The following is an 18861-nucleotide window of genomic DNA, read 5'->3' as shown; positions in this document are numbered from 1 at the left end:
CTACACCACCGTCAGCGGCAGGGACTTGCGTTCCTCGAAAACCCATGCCGCACCGCTGCTGACCTTGCACACCGAGACCTCGCCGAGTTCCTTTGCCGGCGTGTCGGTTTCGATGAACCTGACGGTCCAGTCGGTGGCATCGCCGGACACCTCGGCCCGCAGCAAGGGATTGACGGCTGTTGCGATCGCCTGCAGCGGCAGAGCGGACTCCGGGGAGACCAGCGTGATCCAGGCGCCGTCCTCGTGTGCGGGCGACGGGTGCACATGCACCTCGTCGGCCGAAACGTCAACGGAGACATATGCGGCCGGGTTGAGCAGCGGATGCAGCTCCAATACCCGCAGGGCGCCGGCGGCATCGGCCGGCAACCCGAGCACCTGACGGATGCGCTCGGCCGCCACGCCGGAGATGCCGATCAGGGACTTGGTCCGGATGGACCGTTCCTTGTCGACGTCGCCATCGCAGCGGGCCCGCACGGCCAGCGCGAAAGACAGCACCAGCAGGTGCATCTGCAGGCACACCTCGTCGGCGATGCGCACCAGCGCCGAGTGCGAGAACGCCGAGAAGTCGACGTCACTCACCAGCGGCCCGGAGTAGTCGGCCTGGCCGTCGTCCGCGGAGTCGATGTCGTCGAGTTCGCATCGGTAGGCGTTGGTGGCGCCGATGATGTCGAGCTGCGGGATGAAATCGACCTCGGGGTAGGACTCGTCGATGATGACGGTCCACGCGCACGCCGGGGTCCGGTCCGCGGGGACCCGCGGCGGCCGGTGGATGGGCCGAACCTGGCAGCGCCGGTTGGTCGCGAGCGCCGTCGCGTCGAACGTCGGGTCCTCGATGTCATGGCACATGCCGCGCACGTAGTCGGGACCCATCGGCTCGACGTCCATGAGAGCGCCGCAGTGGTCCAGGTGGAACTCACCGTGCCACCGGTCGTGCACGGTGTACCGGAAGTCCATGAACTGCGGCGGCGCGCCGATGTCGAGCTGCAGGCCCTTGAAGATCGTGATGACATCCACGCCTTCGTATTTCAGCGCCTTCTGCATCCGTTTGGTGTAGAGCGGACTGGACCCGGCCCACTCCTCGATGGCGACCTGCAGCATCTCTTCCCGGCCGAATTCGACGATGCACCAGGCCATTCCGGCGCGATCGATGAGCTGGCCGATCAGCAGCAGCTCGGGCATCAGTGCCGCGAGCTCAGCACGCGACAGCGACGCGTACCTACTTGTCATCGAGCTCGCTCCCGGTGTTCATCTTGACGGCGGCATTGACGTTGGCCTTGCGGTCCTCGTCCTGGCCCTTCTCCGCGGCCTTGCGCCGCCTGGCGACCACCTTGGACACGGCGCCGTTGAACGCCGAACCGAGCGGGAAGCCGAGGTACTGCGTCAGGAAGATGCCGATGTCCTTGAGTTCGGCCTCGGTGAACTCCTCGTTGAGCAGGGCCGCGTTGATCTGAATCTCGGCGAGGTCCTGCGAGCCGACGGCGGTGACGCACGTGAACGTCATCAGGCGCTTCTCCCGCATGGACAGTCCGGGCTTGCTCCAGATGGTGCCGAACAGGTGATCCACGGTGAGGTCGAAGTACGGGTCGCCCTCGATGTTGGGCATCTCCCAGCCGTAGACCTCGTTCATCTTCGCCAGGCCCCTGGCGCGCAGCTCGTCCATCAATTCTCCTTGGAATGCGGTACGCCGAGGCCCTCGGCGAGGTTGGCCAGTGCCAGCTCGGCAAGCGGAAGGTCGACTCCCACAGCCGAACCCAGCCCCAGCGCCAGTGACAGGTCCTTCTCCGCCAGCCCGCGGGTGTGGACGAACATGTTGTAGAGGAAGTGGTCGGGCGCCAGGGGTTTGGTGTCGTCGCGCGCCATGATGGCGCCGGGGCCACCCGACTGCGCGTCACTGTGCCGCACCACACGTCCTAGCTTCTGCAGGTCGATGCCCGATGCCTCGGCGAGCTTCTGCGCCTCACACGCGGCGGCAAAACCGATGAACGTCAGCATGTTCCGCGCCAGCTTCATCTTGGTCCCGGCGCCGGGCTCGCCGGCCCGCACGACCAATGACGCCCACTGCTTGAAGACGGGCTTGACCTTGTCATAGGCCTCGTCGTCGGCGCCGACCATGACCGCCAGCTCACCCTTGCTCGCCGCATGGGCACCGCCGCTGACGGGGGCATCGACGATGTGAATCCCCTTGGGCCGCAGCTGCTCGGCCAGTTCGACGGCTGTCGTCGGCTCGATGGTGGAGTGGATCGCGATCACCGTGCCGGGCGCGGCGTGCTCGGCGAGCTGCGTCACGACGTCACGGACCTGCTCGTCGTTGAGCACCGTGACGCTGATGACGTCGGCCTTGGCCACCTCGGCGACGCTGCCGGCCAGGGTGGCGCCGAGCTCGGCGAACGGCGCCATGGACTCGGCACGAACGTCGAAAACGATGAGCCCGCCGGGCCATTCGGCCAGGCGCTTGGCCATCGGGGCGCCCTGGTTGCCCAACCCGATATACCCCAGTTTCACCTCAGAACTCATGACCGGATGATCTGTCCGCCGTCGACGTTGAAGATCTGACCGGTGATCCAGCTGGCCTCGTCGGACAGCAGGAACAGGCACATGCCGGCGAGGTCTTCAGGCGTGCCCATGCGCGCCAGCGGCAGGGTCTGCACGATCTGTTTGACGATGGCCTGCGGCGTGGTGCTGCGGTTGGCCTCGGTGTCGATCGGGCCTGGCGCGATGGCGTTGATCCGGATGTTGCGCCACCCCAGCTCGCGCGACAGCTGCTGCGTCAGGCCGTTGACCCCGACCTTGGCCAGACCGTAGAAGTTGGCGTAAACCCATGCCGCGGTGGAGGACTGGTTGACGATCGAGCCGCCGCCCCGCTTCTCCATGTGCGGGAACACCGCGCGGGTACACACCAGCGCGCCGTCGAGGTTGACGCTCATGAACTTGCGGTAGTAGTCCCAGTCCACGGTCAGCAGACCGTCGAGCTTCATGCCACCGAAGATCGCGGCGTTGTTCACCAGGTAGTCGATGCCGCCGAACTCGGCGACCGCCTGCGCGGCCATGTCATTGGCCGACTCGATGTCGGAGACGTCGACCCGCACGGCCAGCGCCTTGCCACCGTCGGCCTTGATGCCGGCGGCCACCTTCTCGGCGCCTTCGACGTTGATGTCGGCGATGACGACCGCGGCGCCTTCCCGGGCCAGCGCCTCGGCGTAGACCTGGCCGATGCCGCCGCCCGCCCCGGTCACGATGGCGACCTTGTTCTCAAACCTGCTCATGATTTCCTCTCGAATAACGCTTGTCGGTCAACAGTTCTCGGTGACCAGGCCTACGTCGCCAGCGTGGCGATGCACTTGGTCTCCAGGTATTCCTCGAACCCGGCGATGCCCATCTCCCGGCCGTTGCCGGACTGCTTGTAGCCGCCGAACGGTGCGTCGGCGGAGTACCAGACACCGCCGTTGACGTTGACGGTGCCGACGCGCAGCCGCGCCGCCACGCCGGCCGCCCGCTGCGGGTCGGCCGAGAACACCGTGCCGGACAGGCCGTACGGCGAGTCGTTGGCGATGCGGACGGCGTCGTCGTCCCCGTCATGGGCGATCACGGTGAGTACCGGCCCGAAGATCTCCTCGCGGGCGACGCGGGCCGAGTTGTCCAGTCCGGCAATGACGGTCGGCTCGATGAAGAAACCGGTGTCGCGGTCGGCCGGCCGGCCGCCACCGCACGCGAACGTGCCACCTTCCTCGATGGCGAGGTCAAGGTAGCTCTGCACCCGATCACGCTGGCGGGCCGAGATCACCGGGCCGCACACGGTGCGCGGGCTGGACGGATCGCCGGGCTTGATGCCGCCCATGGTGCCCGCCGCGGCCGCGACGGCCTCGTCGTAGCGGGCCCGCGGCACGACCAGCCGGGTGGTGATCGCGCAGCCCTGACCGGCGTGCATCGACGCCGTGAACGCCGCCATGGCGCAGGCGCCCGCCACGTCGGCGTCGTCGAGAACCAGGAACGCCGACTTGCCACCGAGTTCCAGGAACACCTTCTTGATGGTCTCGGCGGCGTCGGTCATCACGGCGCGGCCGGTGACGGTCGAGCCGGTGAACGAAACCATGTCCACGTCAGCATGTTTCGACAGCATGGCCCCGACGCCATGATCCCGGGAGGTGACGATGTTGATGGCGCCCGCCGGGAAATCGGTGTGCTGGGTGATCAGTTCGCCGAGCACCGCGGCGACCCATGGGGTATCCGGCGCGGGCTTGAGGATCAGGGTGTTGCCCGCCGCGAGTGCCGGGCCGATCTTGGCCAGGTTGATCTGGTGCGGGAAGTTCCACGGCGTGATGGCACCGACGACGCCGACGGCCTCGCGCGCGATGGTGCGGTTGGTCGGAATGCCCTGCGGCGTGGCATGTCCCAGGTCGGTGGTCCACTGGTAGCTCTCCGCGGTGTCGGCGGCGAAGCTCAGGTCTTCGATCGGACCGTCCAAATGCGCTCCGGCGGTGAGCATTCGGGGCGCGCCGACCTCGGAGATCGTCAGTTCACGCAATTCGTCGCTGTGGTCGCGCATGGCCTGCTGCAGCTGCCGCAGGCACCGCACGCGGAGCTCGACGTTGGTGGACCAGTCGGTTTCGTCGAAAGTCCGACGGGCGGCATCGATGGCGTCGACCGTGTCGCCCACCGTGGCGTCGGCCGCCACGCCGATGACTTCCTCGGTCGCGGGATTGACGGTCGGGAACGTGCCTCGCGAACCCGGCACCAATTTTCCGTCGATGAGAAGGCGACTTTCGCGATCACCCAGCAAGGTCATCTGCACTCCTGCCCACTGGACGATGTCCAGTGATGTGAAATTTCGTTGGACAACTGTCCGACAACGTTCAGTCGAACCATAACCTCACGCGCCGTCGAGTAGCAAGAGTCGGGTGGCGTCGGCCGTCGATTTTCTCGCATAAATAGACTTTTAACTGGCATTTCATGAGCACATCTTGCCTCCACGGCGGGCCATCGGCTAGCTTGGACACGTGTCCAGCGATGCAGTGGCCGCGCTCACGAGCGCCAGCCAAGAAGCGGACGACCAGCCGCGCAACCGCCGCCAGGAGGAAACCTTCCAGAAGGTTCTGGCCGCCGGTCGCGAAATGCTGCGAGAGTCCTCCTACGCCGACCTGACGGTGCGGGCCGTCGCCGCGCGCGCCAAGGTCGCGCCGGCAACCGCCTACACCTACTTCTCGTCCAAGAACCACCTCATCGCCGAGGTGTACCTGGACATGGTTCGGCAGGTGCCCTACTTCACCGACGTCAACCAGACGATGGCGAGCCGGGTCGAGCAGGCACTGCGCAGCCTGGCACTGGTCGTCGCAGACGAACCCGGGGTGGCCGCGGCGTGCACGACGGCCCTGCTGTCGGGCGACGACGAGACCGTCCGCAAGGTGCGCGACCGCATCGGTGCCGAAATCCACAAGCGCATCCGCTCGGCCGTCGGCCCCGACGCCGATCCGCGCCTGCTCTCGGCCCTGGAGATGACGTACTTCGGCGCGCTCGTCAACGCCGGTAGCGGCGCCTACACCTATCACCAGATCGCCGACCGGCTGGCCTACGTCGTCGGACTCATCTTGGGAGACAACGCATGACAGCCAATGTTGAACTGCTGATCGATCCGTACAGCTACGACTTCCACGAGGATCCGTACCCGTACTACCGGCGGCTGCGGGACGAGGCGCCGATCTACCGGAACGACAAGCTCAACTTCTGGGCGCTGTCCCGCCACGAGGACGTGCTGCGCGGCTTCCGGAACAGCACCGCCCTGTCCAACAAGCACGGCGTCTCGCTGGATCCGATCTCCCGCAACGCCGAGGCCCACCGCGTGATGTCCTTTCTGGCCCTTGATGATCCGGCGCACCTGCGGCTGCGCACCCTGGTCTCCAAGGGCTTCACACCCCGGCGCATCCGGGAACTGGAGGGACGGGTCACCGAGATCGCCGTCCAGCATCTCGACGAGGCGTTGCAGAACAACAGCTTCGACTACGTCGACGATTTCGCGGGCAAACTGCCCATGGACGTCATCAGTGAGCTGATGGGCGTGCCGCAAGAAGACCGCGTGCGCATCCGCGCGCTCGCCGACGGTGTGATGCACCGCGAGGACGGGACGGCCGATGTCCCGCCGTCGGCCATGGCCGCATCGGGTGAGCTGCTGATGTATTACGCCGACATGGTCAAGCAGCGCCGCAAGAGCCTGTCCGATGATCTCACCTCGGCGCTGGTGGAGGCCGAGATCGACGGCGACAAGCTCACCGATGACGAGATCATGGCATTCCTGTTCCTGATGGTCATCGCCGGTAACGAGACCACCACGAAACTGCTTGCCAATGCGGCGTATTGGGGAGCCAAGAACCCCGACCAACTGGCTCCGGTGTTCGACGACCATGAGCTGATCTCGCCGTGGATCGAGGAGACGCTGCGCTACGACACGTCGAGCCAGCTGCTGGCCCGGGCCGTCGTCGAGGACCTCGAGTTCTACGGCACCACCGTCCCGGCGGGTGACGTGCTGGTGCTGCTGGCCGGATCGGCCAACCGCGACGAGCGGGTGTTCGACCAGCCCGACGAATACCGCATCGGCCGCGACATCGGTTCGAAGCTCGTGAGTTTCGGCAGCGGCGCTCACTTCTGCCTGGGCGCCCACCTGGCCCGGATGGAAGCCCGGGTCGCCCTGACCGAATTGTTCAAACGCATCCGGAGTTACGAGGTGGACGAGGACAACTCCGTCCGCGTCCACTCGAGTTCCGTACGCGGATTTGCCCACCTCCCAATGACAGTGAAGGCACGCTAAATGGCCCGTTTCGAACCACACCCCACCCGCAGGCCCGCCATCGTGGCCGGGGCCTCGTCGGGCATCGGCGCCGCGACGGCGACCGCGCTCGCCGCGCACGGCTTCCCGGTCGCCCTCGGCGCCCGCCGCGTGGAGAAGTGTCAGGAACTCGTCGACCAGATCAAAGCCGAAGGCGGAGAGGCGATCGCGCTGCCGCTGGACGTCACCGACAACGCATCCGTCGAGAACTTCGTCGCCAAGGCGACGGCCGCGCTCGGCGACATCGAGGTTCTGGTCACCGGTGCCGGTGACACCAACTTCGGCCGGTTGCACGAGATGAGCACCGACGAGTTCGCCCAGCAGCTGCAGATTCACCTGGTCGGCGCCAACCGCATGGCCCGCGCTGTGCTCGACGGCATGGTCGAGCGCCGGCGCGGCGACCTGATCTTCGTCGGCTCCGACGTGGCGCTGCGGCAGCGTCCGCACATGGGCGCCTACGGCGCCGCGAAAGCCGGCCTGGTCGCGATGGTGACCAACCTGCAGATGGAGCTGGAAGGCACCGGTGTGCGTGCCTCGGTGGTGCACCCCGGTCCGACCATGACGTCCATGGGCTGGAGCCTGCCGGCCGAGAAAATCGGCCCGGCTCTTGAGGATTGGGCCAAGTGGGGCCAGGCCCGGCACAGCTACTTCCTGCGCGCGGCAGACCTGGCGCGCGCCATCACGTTCGTCGCCGAGACCCCGCGCGGCGGATTCATCGCCAACATGGAGCTTCAGCCCGAGGCGCCGCTCGCCGAAGCCAAGGAACGCCAGTCGCTCGCTCTCGGCGAGGAAGGGATGCCGAACCAATGACCATTACCAAAGAGGTACAGCGGGTTTCGGGTGGCGAGGAGGAGCACGGCCACCTGGAGGAGTTCCGGACCGACCCGATCGGACTGATGCAGCGCGTGCGCGACGAGTGCGGTGACGTCGGCTGGTTCCAGCTCGCCGACAAGCAGGTGGTGCTGCTGACGGGTTCCGAAGCCAACGAGTTCTTCTTCCGCTCCAGCGACAGCGAGCTCAACCAGGCCGAGGCCTACCCGTTCATGACCCCGATCTTCGGCGAGGGCGTGGTGTTCGACGCCGATCCGGAGCGCCGGGCCGAGATGCTGCACAACACCGCGCTGCGCGGTGAGCAGATGAAGGGCCACGCCGCGACCATCGAGCGCGAGGTCCGGCGGATGACCGAAAACTGGGGCGAGTCCGGCGAAATCGACCTGCTGGAGTTCTTCTCCGAGCTCACCATCTACACCTCGACGGCCTGCCTCATCGGCCCGAAGTTCCGCAACCAGCTCGACTCTCGCTTCGCGAACTACTACCACCTGCTCGAGCGCGGCACCGATCCGCTCTGCTACGTCGATCCTTACCTGCCCATCGAGAGCTTCCGCATCCGCGACGAGGCGCGGGCCAATCTGGTGGAGCTGGTGCAGGAGGTCATGAACGGGCGCATTGCCAACCCGCCCACCGACAAGAGCGATCGCGACCTGCTCGACGTCCTGGTCTCGATCAAGGACGAAGAGGGCAACCACCGCTTCAGCGCCAACGAGGTCACCGGCATGTTCATCTCCCTGATGTTCGCCGGGCACCACACCAGCTCGGGCACGTCGTCGTGGACGCTGATCGAACTGCTGCGCCACCCCGACTTCTACGCCAAGGTCCAGCAGGAGCTGGATGACCTCTACAGCGACGGCCAGGAGGTGAGTTTCCATGCGCTGCGCCAGATTCCGAACCTGGACAACGCACTCAAGGAGACGCTTCGCCTGCACCCGCCGCTGATCATCCTGATGCGCGTCGCGCAGGACGAGTTCGAGGTGGCCGAGCACCCCATCCACAAGGGCCAGATGGTGGCCGCGTCACCGGCGATCTCCAACCGGATTCCGGAGGACTTCCCGGACCCCGACGCCTTCAACCCCAACCGGTACGAGAAGCCGCGTCAGGAAGACCTGCTGAACCGGTGGACCTGGATTCCGTTCGGCGCCGGCAAGCACCGCTGCGTGGGCGCGGCTTTCGCGCAGATGCAGATCAAGGCGATCTTCTCGGTTCTGTTGCGCGAGTATGAGTTCGAGATGGCCCAGCCTCCGGAGAGCTACCAGAACGACCACTCCAAGATGGTCGTCCAGTTGGCTCGGCCCGCCACGGTCCGCTATCGGAAGCGGGCCTGAGATGGGCAGCTACCGCGTTGAAGTCGACCGCGACCTGTGCCAGGGCCACGCCATGTGCGCTCTGGAAGCGCCGGACTACTTCAACGTCCCCAAGCGCGGCACCGTCGAGATTCTCGACGAGACCCCGCCCGACGACGCGCGCGACGAGATCGAGCGCGCTGTCGCCGAGTGCCCCACCCAAGCCCTGTTCATTCGCGAAACCAGCTGAAAACAAAGGACAAGACAATGACGTCATTCCCCCGCGCACAACTCGAAGAGTGGGTCGAGCGGTGGCTGCAGGTCAACCGTGACGCCGAGGCGGCCGGCGACTGGAAGCCCATGGCCGACTTCTACACCGAGGACGCCACGTACGGCTGGAACATCGGCCCCAAGGAAGACGTGATGTGCCTCGGCAAGGCCGAAATCCGCGACATCGCTCTGGGTTTGGAGATGGAGGGCCTCGAAGGCTGGAAGTACCCCTACCAACGCGTGGTGATCGACGACAAGCAAGGTGAGGTGGTCGGCTTCTGGAAGCAGGTCGTCACCGATCCGGAGGATGCCTCGGCCCCGGAGCGGGAGATCTACGGCATCGGCGGCAGCTGGTTCCGGCTGGAGAACGTCGACGGGGAACCGAAGATCGCCTGGCAGCGCGATTTCTTCGACTTCGGCCACGTGCAGAAGCTCTACCTGGACCTGATGACGGCCGGCAAGCTGTCGAAAGGCATGCAGCAGCGCATCCAGCGCAGCCTGGCCGGCGAGCAGCTGCCGGGCTACTACCCGCTGGGCGAGGCTCCCGTCCCGATCTGGTGAAACCAGCCGAGCGATTGGTTGGGGGGTGGGGTGTGACGAACGTAACTTTTACCTCTACGCTAACTGAAACAGGTTCTAGTGGAAGGCACGTGCGGTGAAGACAAAAGGTGCTCTCATCTGGGAGTTCAACCAGCCGTGGTCGATCGAGGAGATCGAGATCGGTGACCCTGTCAAGGACGAGGTCAAGATCCAGATGGAAGCCTCGGGCATGTGCCACTCCGACCACCACCTGGTGACCGGCGACATCCCGATGGCCGGATTCCCCGTCCTCGGCGGCCACGAGGGCGCCGGCATCGTGGTCGAGGTCGGCCCGGGCGTGGACCACATCGCCGTCGGCGACCACGTCGTGCTGTCCTTCATCCCGTCGTGTGGTGAATGTCCGTCGTGTCAGGCCGGTATGCGCAACCTGTGCGACCTGGGCATGTACCTGTTGACCGGCACCGCGGTGTCCGACGGCACCAACCGCGTACACGCCGCCGACGGCACGCCGGTGATCCCGATGACCCTGCTGGGCACCTTCAGCCCGTACATGGTGGTGCACAAGAGCTCCGTCGTGAAGATCGACCCCACCATCCCGTTCGAGGTCGCCTGCCTCGTCGGCTGCGGCGTCACCACCGGCTACGGCTCGGCGGTCCGCAGCGGCGACGTGCGCCCCGGTGACGACGTCTGCATCGTCGGCGTCGGCGGCGTCGGCACGGGTGCCCTCCAGGGTGCGCTCAACGCCGGCGCCCGCAACGTGTTCGTCGTGGATCCCGTTGAGTTCAAACGCGACAACGCCCTGAAGTTCGGCGCCACACACGCCTACCCCGACATCTTCAGCGCCATGGCCGGCGTCGCGGAGGTCACCGAGGGCCGCATGGCCACCAAGACCATCGTCACCGTCGGCGAGCTGCACGGCGAGGACATCGACAACTACCTCAACATCACCAGCAAGGGCGGCACCTGCGTGGTGACCGCCGTCGCGAACATGGCCAGCCTGGACGTGAAGCTGAACCTGTCGATGCTGACGCTGATGCAGAAGCGCCTGCAGGGCACCATCTTCGGTGGCGGCAACCCGCACCACGACATCCCGTCACTGCTGGCCATGTACAAGGCCGGCCGCCTCAACCTCGACGACATGGTCACCCGCCAGTACAAGCTGGAGCAGATCAACGACGGCTACCGGGACATGCTGGAGGGCCGCAACATCCGCGGTGTCATCCGGTACACCGACGCCGACCGCTGAGCGAGACGCACCAACCCGAAACGGCATTCCACCTGCTGGAATGCCGTTTCGGCATGAAATGGAAGGAAATCCCGTGTCCGACAATCCCGTTGTCACCGCCTCGCAGTCGTCGTGGCGTTGCGTGCAGAGCCATGACCGTGAGGGCTGGCTGGCCCTGATGGCCGACGACATCGTCGTCGAAGACCCCATCGGCGAGGCCGTCACCAACCCGGACGGCACCGGTGTGAAGGGCAAGGAGGCCCTGGCCGCCTTCTACGACACCAACATCGGGCCCAACCAGCTGACGGTCACGTGCGAGGAGACGTTCCCGTCGAGTTCACCCGACGAGATCGCCTACATCCTGGTGCTGCGCACCGAGTTTCCGAACGGTTTCGTGGCCAGCGTCCGCGGCGTCTTCACCTACAAGGTCAACGCCGAGGGTCTCATCACCAACCTGCGCGGGTACTGGAACCTCGAGGCCATGACGTTCGAGCAGCCCGCCGATCAGGCCAACTGATTGTCGGCGTAGAACCGGGCCGCGCGGCGAATGGCATTCACCGTCGGCTCCGGTTCCCAGCCCAGCTCCCGCCGCGCCTTGCTGTTGTCGGCCGGTGATGTCATGTGCAGCAGCCGCGTGATGGTGACCAGCGGCGGAATCTTGCCCGGGCGCAGCGCGCGCAGCGGCTGCGTGGCGTAGGCACCGGCGTACATCGCGGCCTTGGGTACCCCGAATCGTGGTGGCGGCACGCCGGTTTCGTCGGCCGCCGTCTCCAGGATGGTGCGCAGTGGCAGGTAGCTCTCCGAGATGATGTAGCGCTCCCCGACGCGACCGTGCTCGGCCGCCAGGAGCAGGGCGCGGGCGCCGTCCTCGATACCGACCACTTCCGCGGCCGCGTCCGAGGCATAGAACCGCATCCGGCCGGCGGCGGTGCGCGCCACGATCTCACCGTGCGGCGTGGGCTGCCAGTCCCGTGGACCATAGGTGTTCGACACACACATCGCCACGGCCGGCAGTCCGCGCTGCGTCGCAGCATCCAGCACGAGTTGTTCTGCCGCACGCCGTGATCGGACGTAGTCGCCGCCCTTGTCCGCCCAGTTGAACGGGGTGTCCTCATCGACGACCGACCCGTCACCGCTGACGGCGATGGTGCAGATGGTGCTGACGAACACGAACTTGTCGAGGCCGGCGTCCACCGCGATGTCCAACACCTGCCGCAGTCCGTCGACATTGGTCCGGAACAACGGCGCCGGGTCGGGCAGCATGGCCCGGGCGTCGACGACACAGTAGAAGACGACGTCCCGATCAGCCATCGCGGCCCGCACCGCGTCGTCGTCGAAAATGTCTCCGTAGCAACGCTCGACGTCGAGGTCATCGATGCCCCGGGTCGAGCTGGTCTCCCGCAGCAGCACCCGGACGTCGTCGCCGCGTTCGACGAGCTGGCGCGTCACGTGGGAGCCGAGGAAACCACTGGCTCCCATGACCAGTGACTTGCGCGGCGCCATCAGGCGCGCGGCCCGACCGGCCGGCCGAGCAGGCGGTCCGGCTGCGACCACCACGGCGCGGCGTCGGACTCACCGATACCGGTGATGTCGTTGGCCTCGACGAAGTACTCGTGCACCCGCTCGGGGTCGACGGCCGGTGCGCGCTTGCCCCACTTCACCGACAGGAAACCGCTGTCCCCCATCGATTTCTGGTGCAGCACGTAGGGAGACATCGAGCGCGCACCGCGGCCGACGGTGACCCCGCCGAACGTCCACGCGATGTACGGCAGCACCCGGCGCCAGTACACCTGACTGAACTGACCGCGCTCCCGCAGGATGTTCGTGCCCGGCATCACGCCCGGGTCGAAGTACGCCGCGGACATACCCTCGGGCACCAGGCGTCCCGTCGCGCGCGACAGGTAGAACAAGCCGAGCTTGGTGCGCGCGTATGCCTGCACACCGTCATCGCTGGGCAGACATTGCTCGGCGAGCGGCTTCCATTCCGCAGTCTTCACCCGCGCCAGCCGCTGGAACAGCGTCTGGCGGATCGTCGGGGACCCGACGATCATGACGCGGGCATCGGCGGCCAGTTGCGGGCTGATGCGCGCCAGTAGCGCATGCGGACCGAAAAGGTTGGTGGCGACGGTCAATTCGATGCCGTCGGGGCTGAGTTCCTGGGCGTCGTTGCGCAGCACCGCGGCGTTGAGCACGACCGTGCTGAGCGGCGGGATGACGCCGTCGGCCACCAGACGCGCGATGTCCGCGGCGGCGCGGCGCACGCTGTCCTGCGAACCCTGGTCGCACACCACGATGTGGGTGGTGCCATCGGCGGCGCGGTCACCGAGCAGTGCCGTGAGTTCCTCGCCCCGCTTGGCGTTCCGGACCGGCAGCACGCAGTGCCAGCCCGGCGTTCCCACGATCCGCTGCGCCAGTCCGAGCCCCAGCCCGGAGGTGGCGCCCGTCAACAGCAGACTGCGTGTGGCCATCTGATTCATCACCCGACTTCCGCTCTAACCGACGAATTGCTGGACGGTGCACCCTCATTCAGGCCGATGCGGGCGTGCAGCCGTGCCAGCGGGGCGGGCGCCCACCAGTTGGCCTTGCCCAGCAGCACCATGACGGCCGGGAGCAGGACTGTCCGAATCACGATGGCGTCGACCAGGATCGCGACCGCCAGCCCGAACCCGAAGATGCGCAGGAACGACACCTGCGATGCGACCAAACCGGCGAACGTGATCGCCATGACGAGTGCCGCGGCGGTGACGATCCGGCCGGTGCCGGCCAGACCGAGAGCCACCGACTCTCGGCCGGCCGCATCGGAACGATCTGAGGCGAGCCAGAATTCGCGGATGCGCGCGATGATGAACACCTCGTAGTCCATCGACAACCCGAACGCGACGCAGAACATCAGCACCGGCATGGTGGACACCAGGGTGCCCACCACGGTGGTGCCCAGCCCGCCGAGGTGTCCCTCCTGGAAGATCCACACCAGCGCCCCGAACGTCGCGGTGAGCGACAAAGCGTTGAGCACCAACGCCTTCAGCGGGATGATCACGCTGCCGCTCAGCAGGAACAGCAGGACGAACATCACCACGGCGATCAACCCGAGCATCGTCGGCACCCGACTCGCGATGGCCTCGACGCCGTCGCGGTTCGACTGCGCGGCTCCCGTGAACAGCGGCGTCATCCCGGCCGGCGGCGGCACGGCGTGCAACCGGTCCAGCGCTTCGTCGGACGCCGCGCTGAACGGCAGCGTCGTGGTGGTGACGGTCAGGAAGCTGGCGTCTTTAGCGGTGCCGGCTTCGTGCCCGGCGGGCCCGATCGCACGGCCACCGGCATAGGTGGCACCCGGTCCGGCCGCGGCCACCACGGTCGGCACCTTGGACAGCTCGGCGGCGTAGGCATCGATGGCGGCGTTGTCACGTGACCCGTTGCCGTGCAACAGCACGATGTGCACCGGCAGCCCGGCGTCCTGCGTGAAGTCGCTGCGCATGTGGTCGCCCACCTGCCGGGCCGACGATGTGGTCGGCAGGATGCGGTCGTCGGGGAAGCCGAACTTGATGTTGAGGAACGGCAGTCCGACGATGACGAGCGGAATCAGGGTGACGGCCGCGGCGATCCTGGGGCGACGCATCACGGCGTGCGTCCACGTGTACCAACGTGATTCGGTGAGCGGTCCGCGCCGGCCCGGCTTGCCGATCCGCTTGCCGGCGACCCGGATGGCGGCCGGCGTGATGACGAGGGCCGCGAGCGCGGCCATGGCCACGACCGACACCGCGCCGTACGCGAACGACCGCAGGAAGTACATCGGGAAGACCGCCATGGTCGCCAGGCACAGTGCGACGGTGGCCGCCGAGAACACCACCGTCCGGCCGGCGGTGCGCATGGTGCGCCGCAACGCCTCGTCGGGATGGGAGCCGTCACCGATCTCTTCGCGATATCTGCTCACCAACAGCAGTGAGTAGTCGATCGCCAGGGCCAGGCCGAGCGCCACCGCGAGGTTGAGCGCGAACACCGAGACGTCGACGAACTCGGCCAGAACCCGAAGAATCGCAACGGAACCCGAGATCGCAAAGGCCCCGACTGCCAGCGGCACCAGGGCCGCGACCACGCCGCCGAAGACCCACACCAGGACCAGGAACGTCAGTGGCAGCACGATGGCCTCACTGAGGGTCAGGTCGTGCCGGCTCTGCTCGTTGACCGCGGAGTACACGGCACCGGGACCGCCCGCCGAGATCGTCAGGCCTGGATCGCGTTGCCCGACATAGCGTTCCACCAACGTGGTGGAGGACGCGATGCCGGTGGTCTCGTTGCCGTCCATGAAGGCGATCACCAGGGCCGAGCGCCCGTCCTTGCTCACCAGACCGGCCGCGACCGGATCGGGCGCCTCGAACGGCGACAGCACCCGCGCGACGTGTTCGGTGCCACGCAACTCGGTGACCAACCGGTCGACCTGCGCCCGCACCGGGGCCGACGTCACCGGTTCCTTCGCCTGCACCAACAGGTTCAGGTTCACGAAGCCGCGGTGGAACTCTTCGGTGAGCACCTTGTTCGCCCGGTTCGACTGGGCGTCGGGGTCGGTGAAGCCACCGGCGCCGAGCAGATCCGCCACGGGCGCGGACAGGATGCCGAAGACCGACATCAACAGAACAGTGGCGACAAGAATCCGTTTGGGCGCGGCGATCACCACGCGCGAGATCAGCTCGAGCATCGCCGCGTCACGCCGCCGGCGGGAAGACGTTGAGCACGACGGCGGCCCCCAGGCCACCCGCGCTGACGATCGCGCCTGCGCCGATGCCGCCGCCGCGACGCTGCAGTTCGTTGATCAGGGTGCCGGCCACGCGGGTACCGGAGGCGCCGTACGGGTGGCCGAGCGCCAGGCCGCCGCCGTGCACGTTGAGCCGGTCGCGGCTGATGTTCAGCGAGCGCTCGTAGGCGATGCCGATCGAGGCATAGGAGTCGTGGACGTCGTACAGGTCGACGGCCTCGGTGCTGATGCCGGCACCGTCGAGCGCCCGCCGGGTGGCGGTGATCGCCGCGTCGGTGGCCCGCTCGGGCTCCGAGCCGACGACCGACCAGCCGATGATCTCGGCCAGCGGAGTCAGGCCGTGGAGGCTCGCGAACTCGGGGTCGCAGATCATCATCGCGGCGGCGCCGTCGGTGAGGCCCGTCTGGTTGCCGGGCGTCACCGTGCAGTCCTCGCCGAGGAACGACGTCAGTGCCGACAGGTTGGTCATGTTGAATTCGCGGCACGGCAGCTCGTCGGCGAAAACCTCTGTGCCGTTCACGGTTACGGCAACCTTCTCGGTATCCAGGACACCGCCCTCGATGGCGTCCGAGGCCAGCGTGTGCGCGCGGGCTGACCATTCGTCGACCTCTTGGCGCGTCAGCCCGAACTGCCGCGCGGTGCCTTCGCCGAGGGTCCGGGCCAGGTCGAGTGCGGGCATCTCACCGATGCCGGGATGCATCGGGGCGATCTGGGTGTCGGTGATGCCGGTGGCCGCGAAGTGCGGACCCGCCAGCGGTGACGCCGAGGGCGTGTTCAGACCGCCGGCGATGACGCACTTGCCCATGCCGGCCTTGATGGTCGCGACCGCCTGGTGCATCGCCATCATTCCCGACGCACACCAGCCGCCGACCGCGACCGCGGGGGTGTCCAGCGGCAGACCCATGTCCAGGGCCGAGTAGCGGGCGATACAGCCGCCGCCCTGCAGCACCTCACCGAGCACGATGTTGTCGATCAGTTCGGGGTCGACACCCGAGCGGTTGATGACCTCGCGGATCACGGTGCTCGCGAGGTCGAACTCGGAAACGTTGGCCAGTCCACCTACCAGCGAACGCGTGAACGGGGTTCGCGCATACGCAACGACTACGGGATTGGTCAAGGTTCTTGCCCTCCTCGGCAACGACGTCCGCTTGTGGCACCGCGCAATCCGCGGACTGCCCAGAACTGTCGTGTGCGCGCGGACATAACGGCATGGCTGTTCTTCGTTGTGCTGATTTCAGCGACTAACGGCAATAGTTTCTAGCACGCAAATCAACCGCGGTCTATATTCCATCAACGTAAATATCCACGTCAGGAGCGTTAATTATGGATTTAGCGAACTAGTTAGAACTTGTTTCAATAATTGCATATGGCACATGCCGATGTAACCCCCGTCACAGCCGGAACGGCGTTGGCGCACAACCGATAACAGCGTTTCGAACACCATTTGCCGAGACGGCGATTCAGGCCATTGACCGCGCAGTCAGTTCGGCGGGCCCCGCCGCTGTGGCAAACCACCGACTGCCATCGCAGCAAACTCTGGGCTCGACAGCATCCGGTAGAACATGTTCTAGTAGCGGCATGCTCGACTTCAGCACCGACACCCTCAGCCCGGAGGAAGCCGAACGCCTCCGTTCCGTATTCGAGCCGCTGACCCAGTCCGTCCGCGAACTGATGGACGCGACCGCCCGCAGCGATGCCGATGCCGACACCATCGCGGCCGCGAAAGCCGAAATCGAGTCGGCCACCGCGCGGTTGCGCTCCAAGCAACTGGAGAAGACCTGGGGTCTGCGCTTCACCACCGAAGGCGAGTGGCTGCCGTGGACCAATGCCGTTGTGGGCCTGCGCAACCCGGTCGCGCCGCCGCTGACGGTCGTGCTCGAGGCGACCGACTATGTGTGGTCCGAGTTCTCCCTCGGCGCTGCCTATGAGGGCCCGCCCAACCACGCGCACGGCGGCGTCTGCGCCATGATCCTGGACCACGTGCTGGGTGAGGTCGCGTCGAACGACGGCACCACCCGGTTCACCGGCACGATCAACGTGAAGTACGTGCGTCCCACCCCGCTGGGCAAGCTGCGGGCCGAGGCCCGCATTGTGCGCACCGAGGGCTTCAAGGCCTACGGCGTCGCCCATATCGCCGACGACCAGGGCGTGACCATCGAGGCCGAAGGCGTCTTCATCCAGCCCAAGTGGGCCCGCGGCTAGATGGCGCGGTCGATCGGCGCCAGTGCCACCAAAGTCGCGAAAGACTGGCTCGACGCACATGTCCCTGACCAGACGGGCCGCACGGTCCTGATCACCGGCGCCAACGGCGGTCTCGGTGCCGCCACCGCGCGGCATCTGGCGGCCGCCCGAGCCCAGGTGATCCTGGCCTGCCGCCGCCCCGAGCAGGCCGCGGCCCTGGCCGCCGAAATCGGTCCTGCCGCACAGACTCTGCACCTCGATCTGGCAGACCTGGACTCCGTGAAGGCCGCGGCGGCCGCATGCGGACCCGTCGACACCGTGGTCGCGCTGGCCGGGGTGTGCCACGTGCCGTACGGCCTGACCGTCGACGGCTTCGAATTGCACACCGGCATCAACCATCTCGGGCACTTCGCGTTGATCGGTCACCTGCTGGACCGGATCACCGACCGGGTCGTGGTGGTCACCAGCCGCGCCCACGAGTTCGTCGGTCGACCGGGATTCGGCAAGCTCGCGCCGGCCGATCCGGGCTGGCGCACCCGCCGCTACTCCGCGTTCGACGGGTACTGCCAGGCCAAGCTCGCCAACCTGTTGTTCGCCAATGAACTGCAGCGCCGGCTGACGGCTGCCGGCAGCACCGTGAAATCGGTATCCGCACAACCCGGTTGGGCCGACACCGACGCCGGCATGCACTCGGGCCGCAAGTGGGGCGACGTCTCGTGGCGCGCCTCGTGCCGGGCGATCGGCCAGCCGGCGGACATCGCCGCGTTGTCGATCACCTACGCCGCCGCCGCGGACGACGTCGTCGGCGGCGGCTACTACGGGCCCGACCGGTTCTTCGGGATGCGCGGGCTACCGGCGCCGGCGAAGGCCGGACGTGCGGCCACCGACCAGGCGCTGATGACCGCGAATTGGGTTGCCGCCGAACACCACACCGGTGTCCGGTACGACATCTGACGACAGGAGC

Annotated in this window: 19 protein-coding genes; 10 read left to right on the top strand and 9 right to left on the bottom strand. The window is 66.9% G+C overall.

Annotated elements, in window-relative coordinates:
- The 5 genes from ACJEIK_RS02430 to ACJEIK_RS02410 are packed head-to-tail and all read right to left on the bottom strand — an operon-like array spanning nucleotide 1 to nucleotide 4783.
- Nucleotides 1-1227, bottom strand: coding sequence for a hypothetical protein (locus ACJEIK_RS02430; RefSeq protein WP_064857352.1), 1227 nt, complete (start codon nucleotides 1225-1227; stop codon nucleotides 1-3).
- Entirely contained in the window at nucleotides 1217-1660 is a 444-nt protein-coding gene (locus tag ACJEIK_RS02425) for a carboxymuconolactone decarboxylase family protein (protein WP_064857351.1), read from the bottom strand. The genes ACJEIK_RS02430 and ACJEIK_RS02425 overlap by 11 nt, the downstream gene beginning before the upstream one ends.
- Nucleotides 1660-2514, bottom strand: a complete 855-nt coding sequence (locus tag ACJEIK_RS02420) for an NAD(P)-dependent oxidoreductase (protein ID WP_064857350.1) — start codon at nucleotides 2512-2514, stop codon at nucleotides 1660-1662. Before ACJEIK_RS02420 ends, ACJEIK_RS02425 begins: the two co-directional genes overlap by 1 nt.
- Nucleotides 2511-3263 (bottom strand): SDR family oxidoreductase, encoded by a 753-nt coding sequence (locus ACJEIK_RS02415; RefSeq protein ID WP_409430981.1) that lies wholly within the window; start codon nucleotides 3261-3263, stop codon nucleotides 2511-2513. Before ACJEIK_RS02415 ends, ACJEIK_RS02420 begins: the two co-directional genes overlap by 4 nt.
- A gap of 50 nt (nucleotides 3264-3313) precedes the next feature.
- On the bottom strand, nucleotides 3314-4783 hold the full coding sequence (locus ACJEIK_RS02410) for an aldehyde dehydrogenase (protein WP_409430980.1): 1470 nt from the start codon (nucleotides 4781-4783) through the stop codon (nucleotides 3314-3316).
- Nucleotides 4784-4994: 211 nt separating this feature from the next.
- Between ACJEIK_RS02410 and ACJEIK_RS02405 the strand changes: the two genes are divergently transcribed.
- The 8 genes from ACJEIK_RS02405 (at nucleotide 4995) to ACJEIK_RS02370 (ending at nucleotide 11483) form a co-directional block, all read left to right on the top strand.
- Entirely contained in the window at nucleotides 4995-5600 is a 606-nt protein-coding gene (locus ACJEIK_RS02405; protein WP_135357846.1) for a TetR family transcriptional regulator, read from the top strand.
- Nucleotides 5597-6796, top strand: a complete 1200-nt coding sequence (locus ACJEIK_RS02400) for a cytochrome P450 (RefSeq protein WP_409430979.1) — start codon at nucleotides 5597-5599, stop codon at nucleotides 6794-6796. The genes ACJEIK_RS02405 and ACJEIK_RS02400 overlap by 4 nt, the downstream gene beginning before the upstream one ends.
- Nucleotides 6797-7624, top strand: a complete 828-nt coding sequence (locus ACJEIK_RS02395) for an SDR family oxidoreductase (RefSeq protein ID WP_409430978.1) — start codon at nucleotides 6797-6799, stop codon at nucleotides 7622-7624. It abuts the gene before it with no gap.
- Nucleotides 7621-8973 carry a cytochrome P450 gene (locus ACJEIK_RS02390; RefSeq protein ID WP_409430977.1) on the top strand — a complete coding sequence of 451 codons (1353 nt, stop codon included), beginning with the start codon at nucleotides 7621-7623 and terminating at the stop codon, nucleotides 8971-8973. The genes ACJEIK_RS02395 and ACJEIK_RS02390 overlap by 4 nt, the downstream gene beginning before the upstream one ends.
- A 1-nt stretch (nucleotide 8974) precedes the next feature.
- Complete coding sequence (locus ACJEIK_RS02385; RefSeq protein WP_061002518.1) at nucleotides 8975-9181, top strand: ferredoxin; 207 nt, start codon at nucleotides 8975-8977, stop codon at nucleotides 9179-9181.
- 17 nt (nucleotides 9182-9198) lie between these two features.
- Nucleotides 9199-9762, top strand: coding sequence for a nuclear transport factor 2 family protein (locus tag ACJEIK_RS02380; RefSeq protein WP_064857344.1), 564 nt, complete (start codon nucleotides 9199-9201; stop codon nucleotides 9760-9762).
- 94 nt (nucleotides 9763-9856) lie between these two features.
- Nucleotides 9857-10987 (top strand): NDMA-dependent alcohol dehydrogenase, encoded by a 1131-nt coding sequence (locus tag ACJEIK_RS02375; protein ID WP_061002522.1) that lies wholly within the window; start codon nucleotides 9857-9859, stop codon nucleotides 10985-10987.
- 73 nt (nucleotides 10988-11060) lie between these two features.
- A complete protein-coding gene (locus ACJEIK_RS02370) occupies nucleotides 11061-11483 on the top strand; it encodes a nuclear transport factor 2 family protein (RefSeq protein WP_237163040.1) in 423 nt (140 codons plus the stop codon).
- Here ACJEIK_RS02370 and ACJEIK_RS02365 read toward each other — a convergent pair.
- Genes ACJEIK_RS02365 through ACJEIK_RS02350 form a run of 4 tightly spaced genes read right to left on the bottom strand, consistent with a single transcriptional unit; the run spans nucleotide 11471 to nucleotide 16833 of the window.
- The gene (locus tag ACJEIK_RS02365; RefSeq protein ID WP_409430976.1) at nucleotides 11471-12445 is read right to left on the bottom strand and encodes an NAD-dependent epimerase/dehydratase family protein; all 975 of its coding nucleotides are present in this window, start codon (nucleotides 12443-12445) and stop codon (nucleotides 11471-11473) included. The two genes, ACJEIK_RS02370 and ACJEIK_RS02365, sit on opposite strands and share 13 nt — an antisense overlap.
- Nucleotides 12446-12468: 23 nt before the next feature.
- Nucleotides 12469-13434: an SDR family NAD(P)-dependent oxidoreductase gene (locus ACJEIK_RS02360; protein WP_409430975.1), complete on the bottom strand. Its 966-nt coding sequence runs from the start codon at nucleotides 13432-13434 to the stop codon at nucleotides 12469-12471.
- Nucleotides 13435-13442: 8 nt separating this feature from the next.
- The gene (locus tag ACJEIK_RS02355; RefSeq protein WP_409430974.1) at nucleotides 13443-15659 is read right to left on the bottom strand and encodes an MMPL family transporter; all 2217 of its coding nucleotides are present in this window, start codon (nucleotides 15657-15659) and stop codon (nucleotides 13443-13445) included.
- A gap of 7 nt (nucleotides 15660-15666) precedes the next feature.
- Nucleotides 15667-16833, bottom strand: coding sequence for a thiolase family protein (locus ACJEIK_RS02350; protein WP_409430973.1), 1167 nt, complete (start codon nucleotides 16831-16833; stop codon nucleotides 15667-15669).
- A 461-nt stretch (nucleotides 16834-17294) separates the two neighbouring features.
- On the opposite strand from ACJEIK_RS02350, the gene ACJEIK_RS02345 reads away from it, so the two are divergent.
- Together ACJEIK_RS02345 and ACJEIK_RS02340 are read left to right on the top strand one after the other, a co-directional pair.
- The gene (locus ACJEIK_RS02345) at nucleotides 17295-17918 is read left to right on the top strand and encodes a PaaI family thioesterase (RefSeq protein WP_267324597.1); all 624 of its coding nucleotides are present in this window, start codon (nucleotides 17295-17297) and stop codon (nucleotides 17916-17918) included.
- Nucleotides 17919-18851, top strand: coding sequence for an SDR family NAD(P)-dependent oxidoreductase (locus ACJEIK_RS02340; protein WP_409430972.1), 933 nt, complete (start codon nucleotides 17919-17921; stop codon nucleotides 18849-18851). It begins immediately after the preceding gene.
- Nucleotides 18852-18861: the final 10 nt, after the last annotated feature.

This window comes from Mycobacterium sp. SMC-16 (assembly GCF_046250085.1).
Lineage (GTDB): Bacteria > Actinomycetota > Actinomycetes > Mycobacteriales > Mycobacteriaceae > Mycobacterium > Mycobacterium phocaicum.
Note: the sequence above shows the minus strand (reverse complement) of the source record. Positions and strands in the feature narration are given on the sequence as shown.

Bases quoted from the DNA above. Each gene is read 5' to 3' on its own strand.
- ACJEIK_RS02360 (WP_409430975.1), bottom strand. From the start codon at position 13,434: ATGGCCACACGCAGTCTGCTGTTGACGGGCGCCACCTCCGGGCTGGGG.
- ACJEIK_RS02400 (WP_409430979.1), top strand. From the start codon at position 5,597: ATGACAGCCAATGTTGAACTGCTGATCGATCCGTACAGCTACGACTTC.
- ACJEIK_RS02355 (WP_409430974.1), bottom strand. From the start codon at position 15,659: ATGCTCGAGCTGATCTCGCGCGTGGTGATCGCCGCGCCCAAACGGATT.
- ACJEIK_RS02425 (WP_064857351.1), bottom strand. From the start codon at position 1,660: ATGGACGAGCTGCGCGCCAGGGGCCTGGCGAAGATGAACGAGGTCTAC.
- ACJEIK_RS02365 (WP_409430976.1), bottom strand. From the start codon at position 12,445: ATGGGAGCCAGTGGTTTCCTCGGCTCCCACGTGACGCGCCAGCTCGTC.
- ACJEIK_RS02380 (WP_064857344.1), top strand. From the start codon at position 9,199: ATGACGTCATTCCCCCGCGCACAACTCGAAGAGTGGGTCGAGCGGTGG.
- ACJEIK_RS02410 (WP_409430980.1), bottom strand. From the start codon at position 4,783: ATGACCTTGCTGGGTGATCGCGAAAGTCGCCTTCTCATCGACGGAAAA.
- ACJEIK_RS02390 (WP_409430977.1), top strand. From the start codon at position 7,621: ATGACCATTACCAAAGAGGTACAGCGGGTTTCGGGTGGCGAGGAGGAG.
- ACJEIK_RS02395 (WP_409430978.1), top strand. From the start codon at position 6,797: ATGGCCCGTTTCGAACCACACCCCACCCGCAGGCCCGCCATCGTGGCC.
- ACJEIK_RS02430 (WP_064857352.1), bottom strand. From the start codon at position 1,227: ATGACAAGTAGGTACGCGTCGCTGTCGCGTGCTGAGCTCGCGGCACTG.
- ACJEIK_RS02345 (WP_267324597.1), top strand. From the start codon at position 17,295: ATGCTCGACTTCAGCACCGACACCCTCAGCCCGGAGGAAGCCGAACGC.
- ACJEIK_RS02385 (WP_061002518.1), top strand. From the start codon at position 8,975: ATGGGCAGCTACCGCGTTGAAGTCGACCGCGACCTGTGCCAGGGCCAC.
- ACJEIK_RS02340 (WP_409430972.1), top strand. From the start codon at position 17,919: ATGGCGCGGTCGATCGGCGCCAGTGCCACCAAAGTCGCGAAAGACTGG.
- ACJEIK_RS02415 (WP_409430981.1), bottom strand. From the start codon at position 3,263: ATGAGCAGGTTTGAGAACAAGGTCGCCATCGTGACCGGGGCGGGCGGC.
- ACJEIK_RS02420 (WP_064857350.1), bottom strand. From the start codon at position 2,514: ATGAGTTCTGAGGTGAAACTGGGGTATATCGGGTTGGGCAACCAGGGC.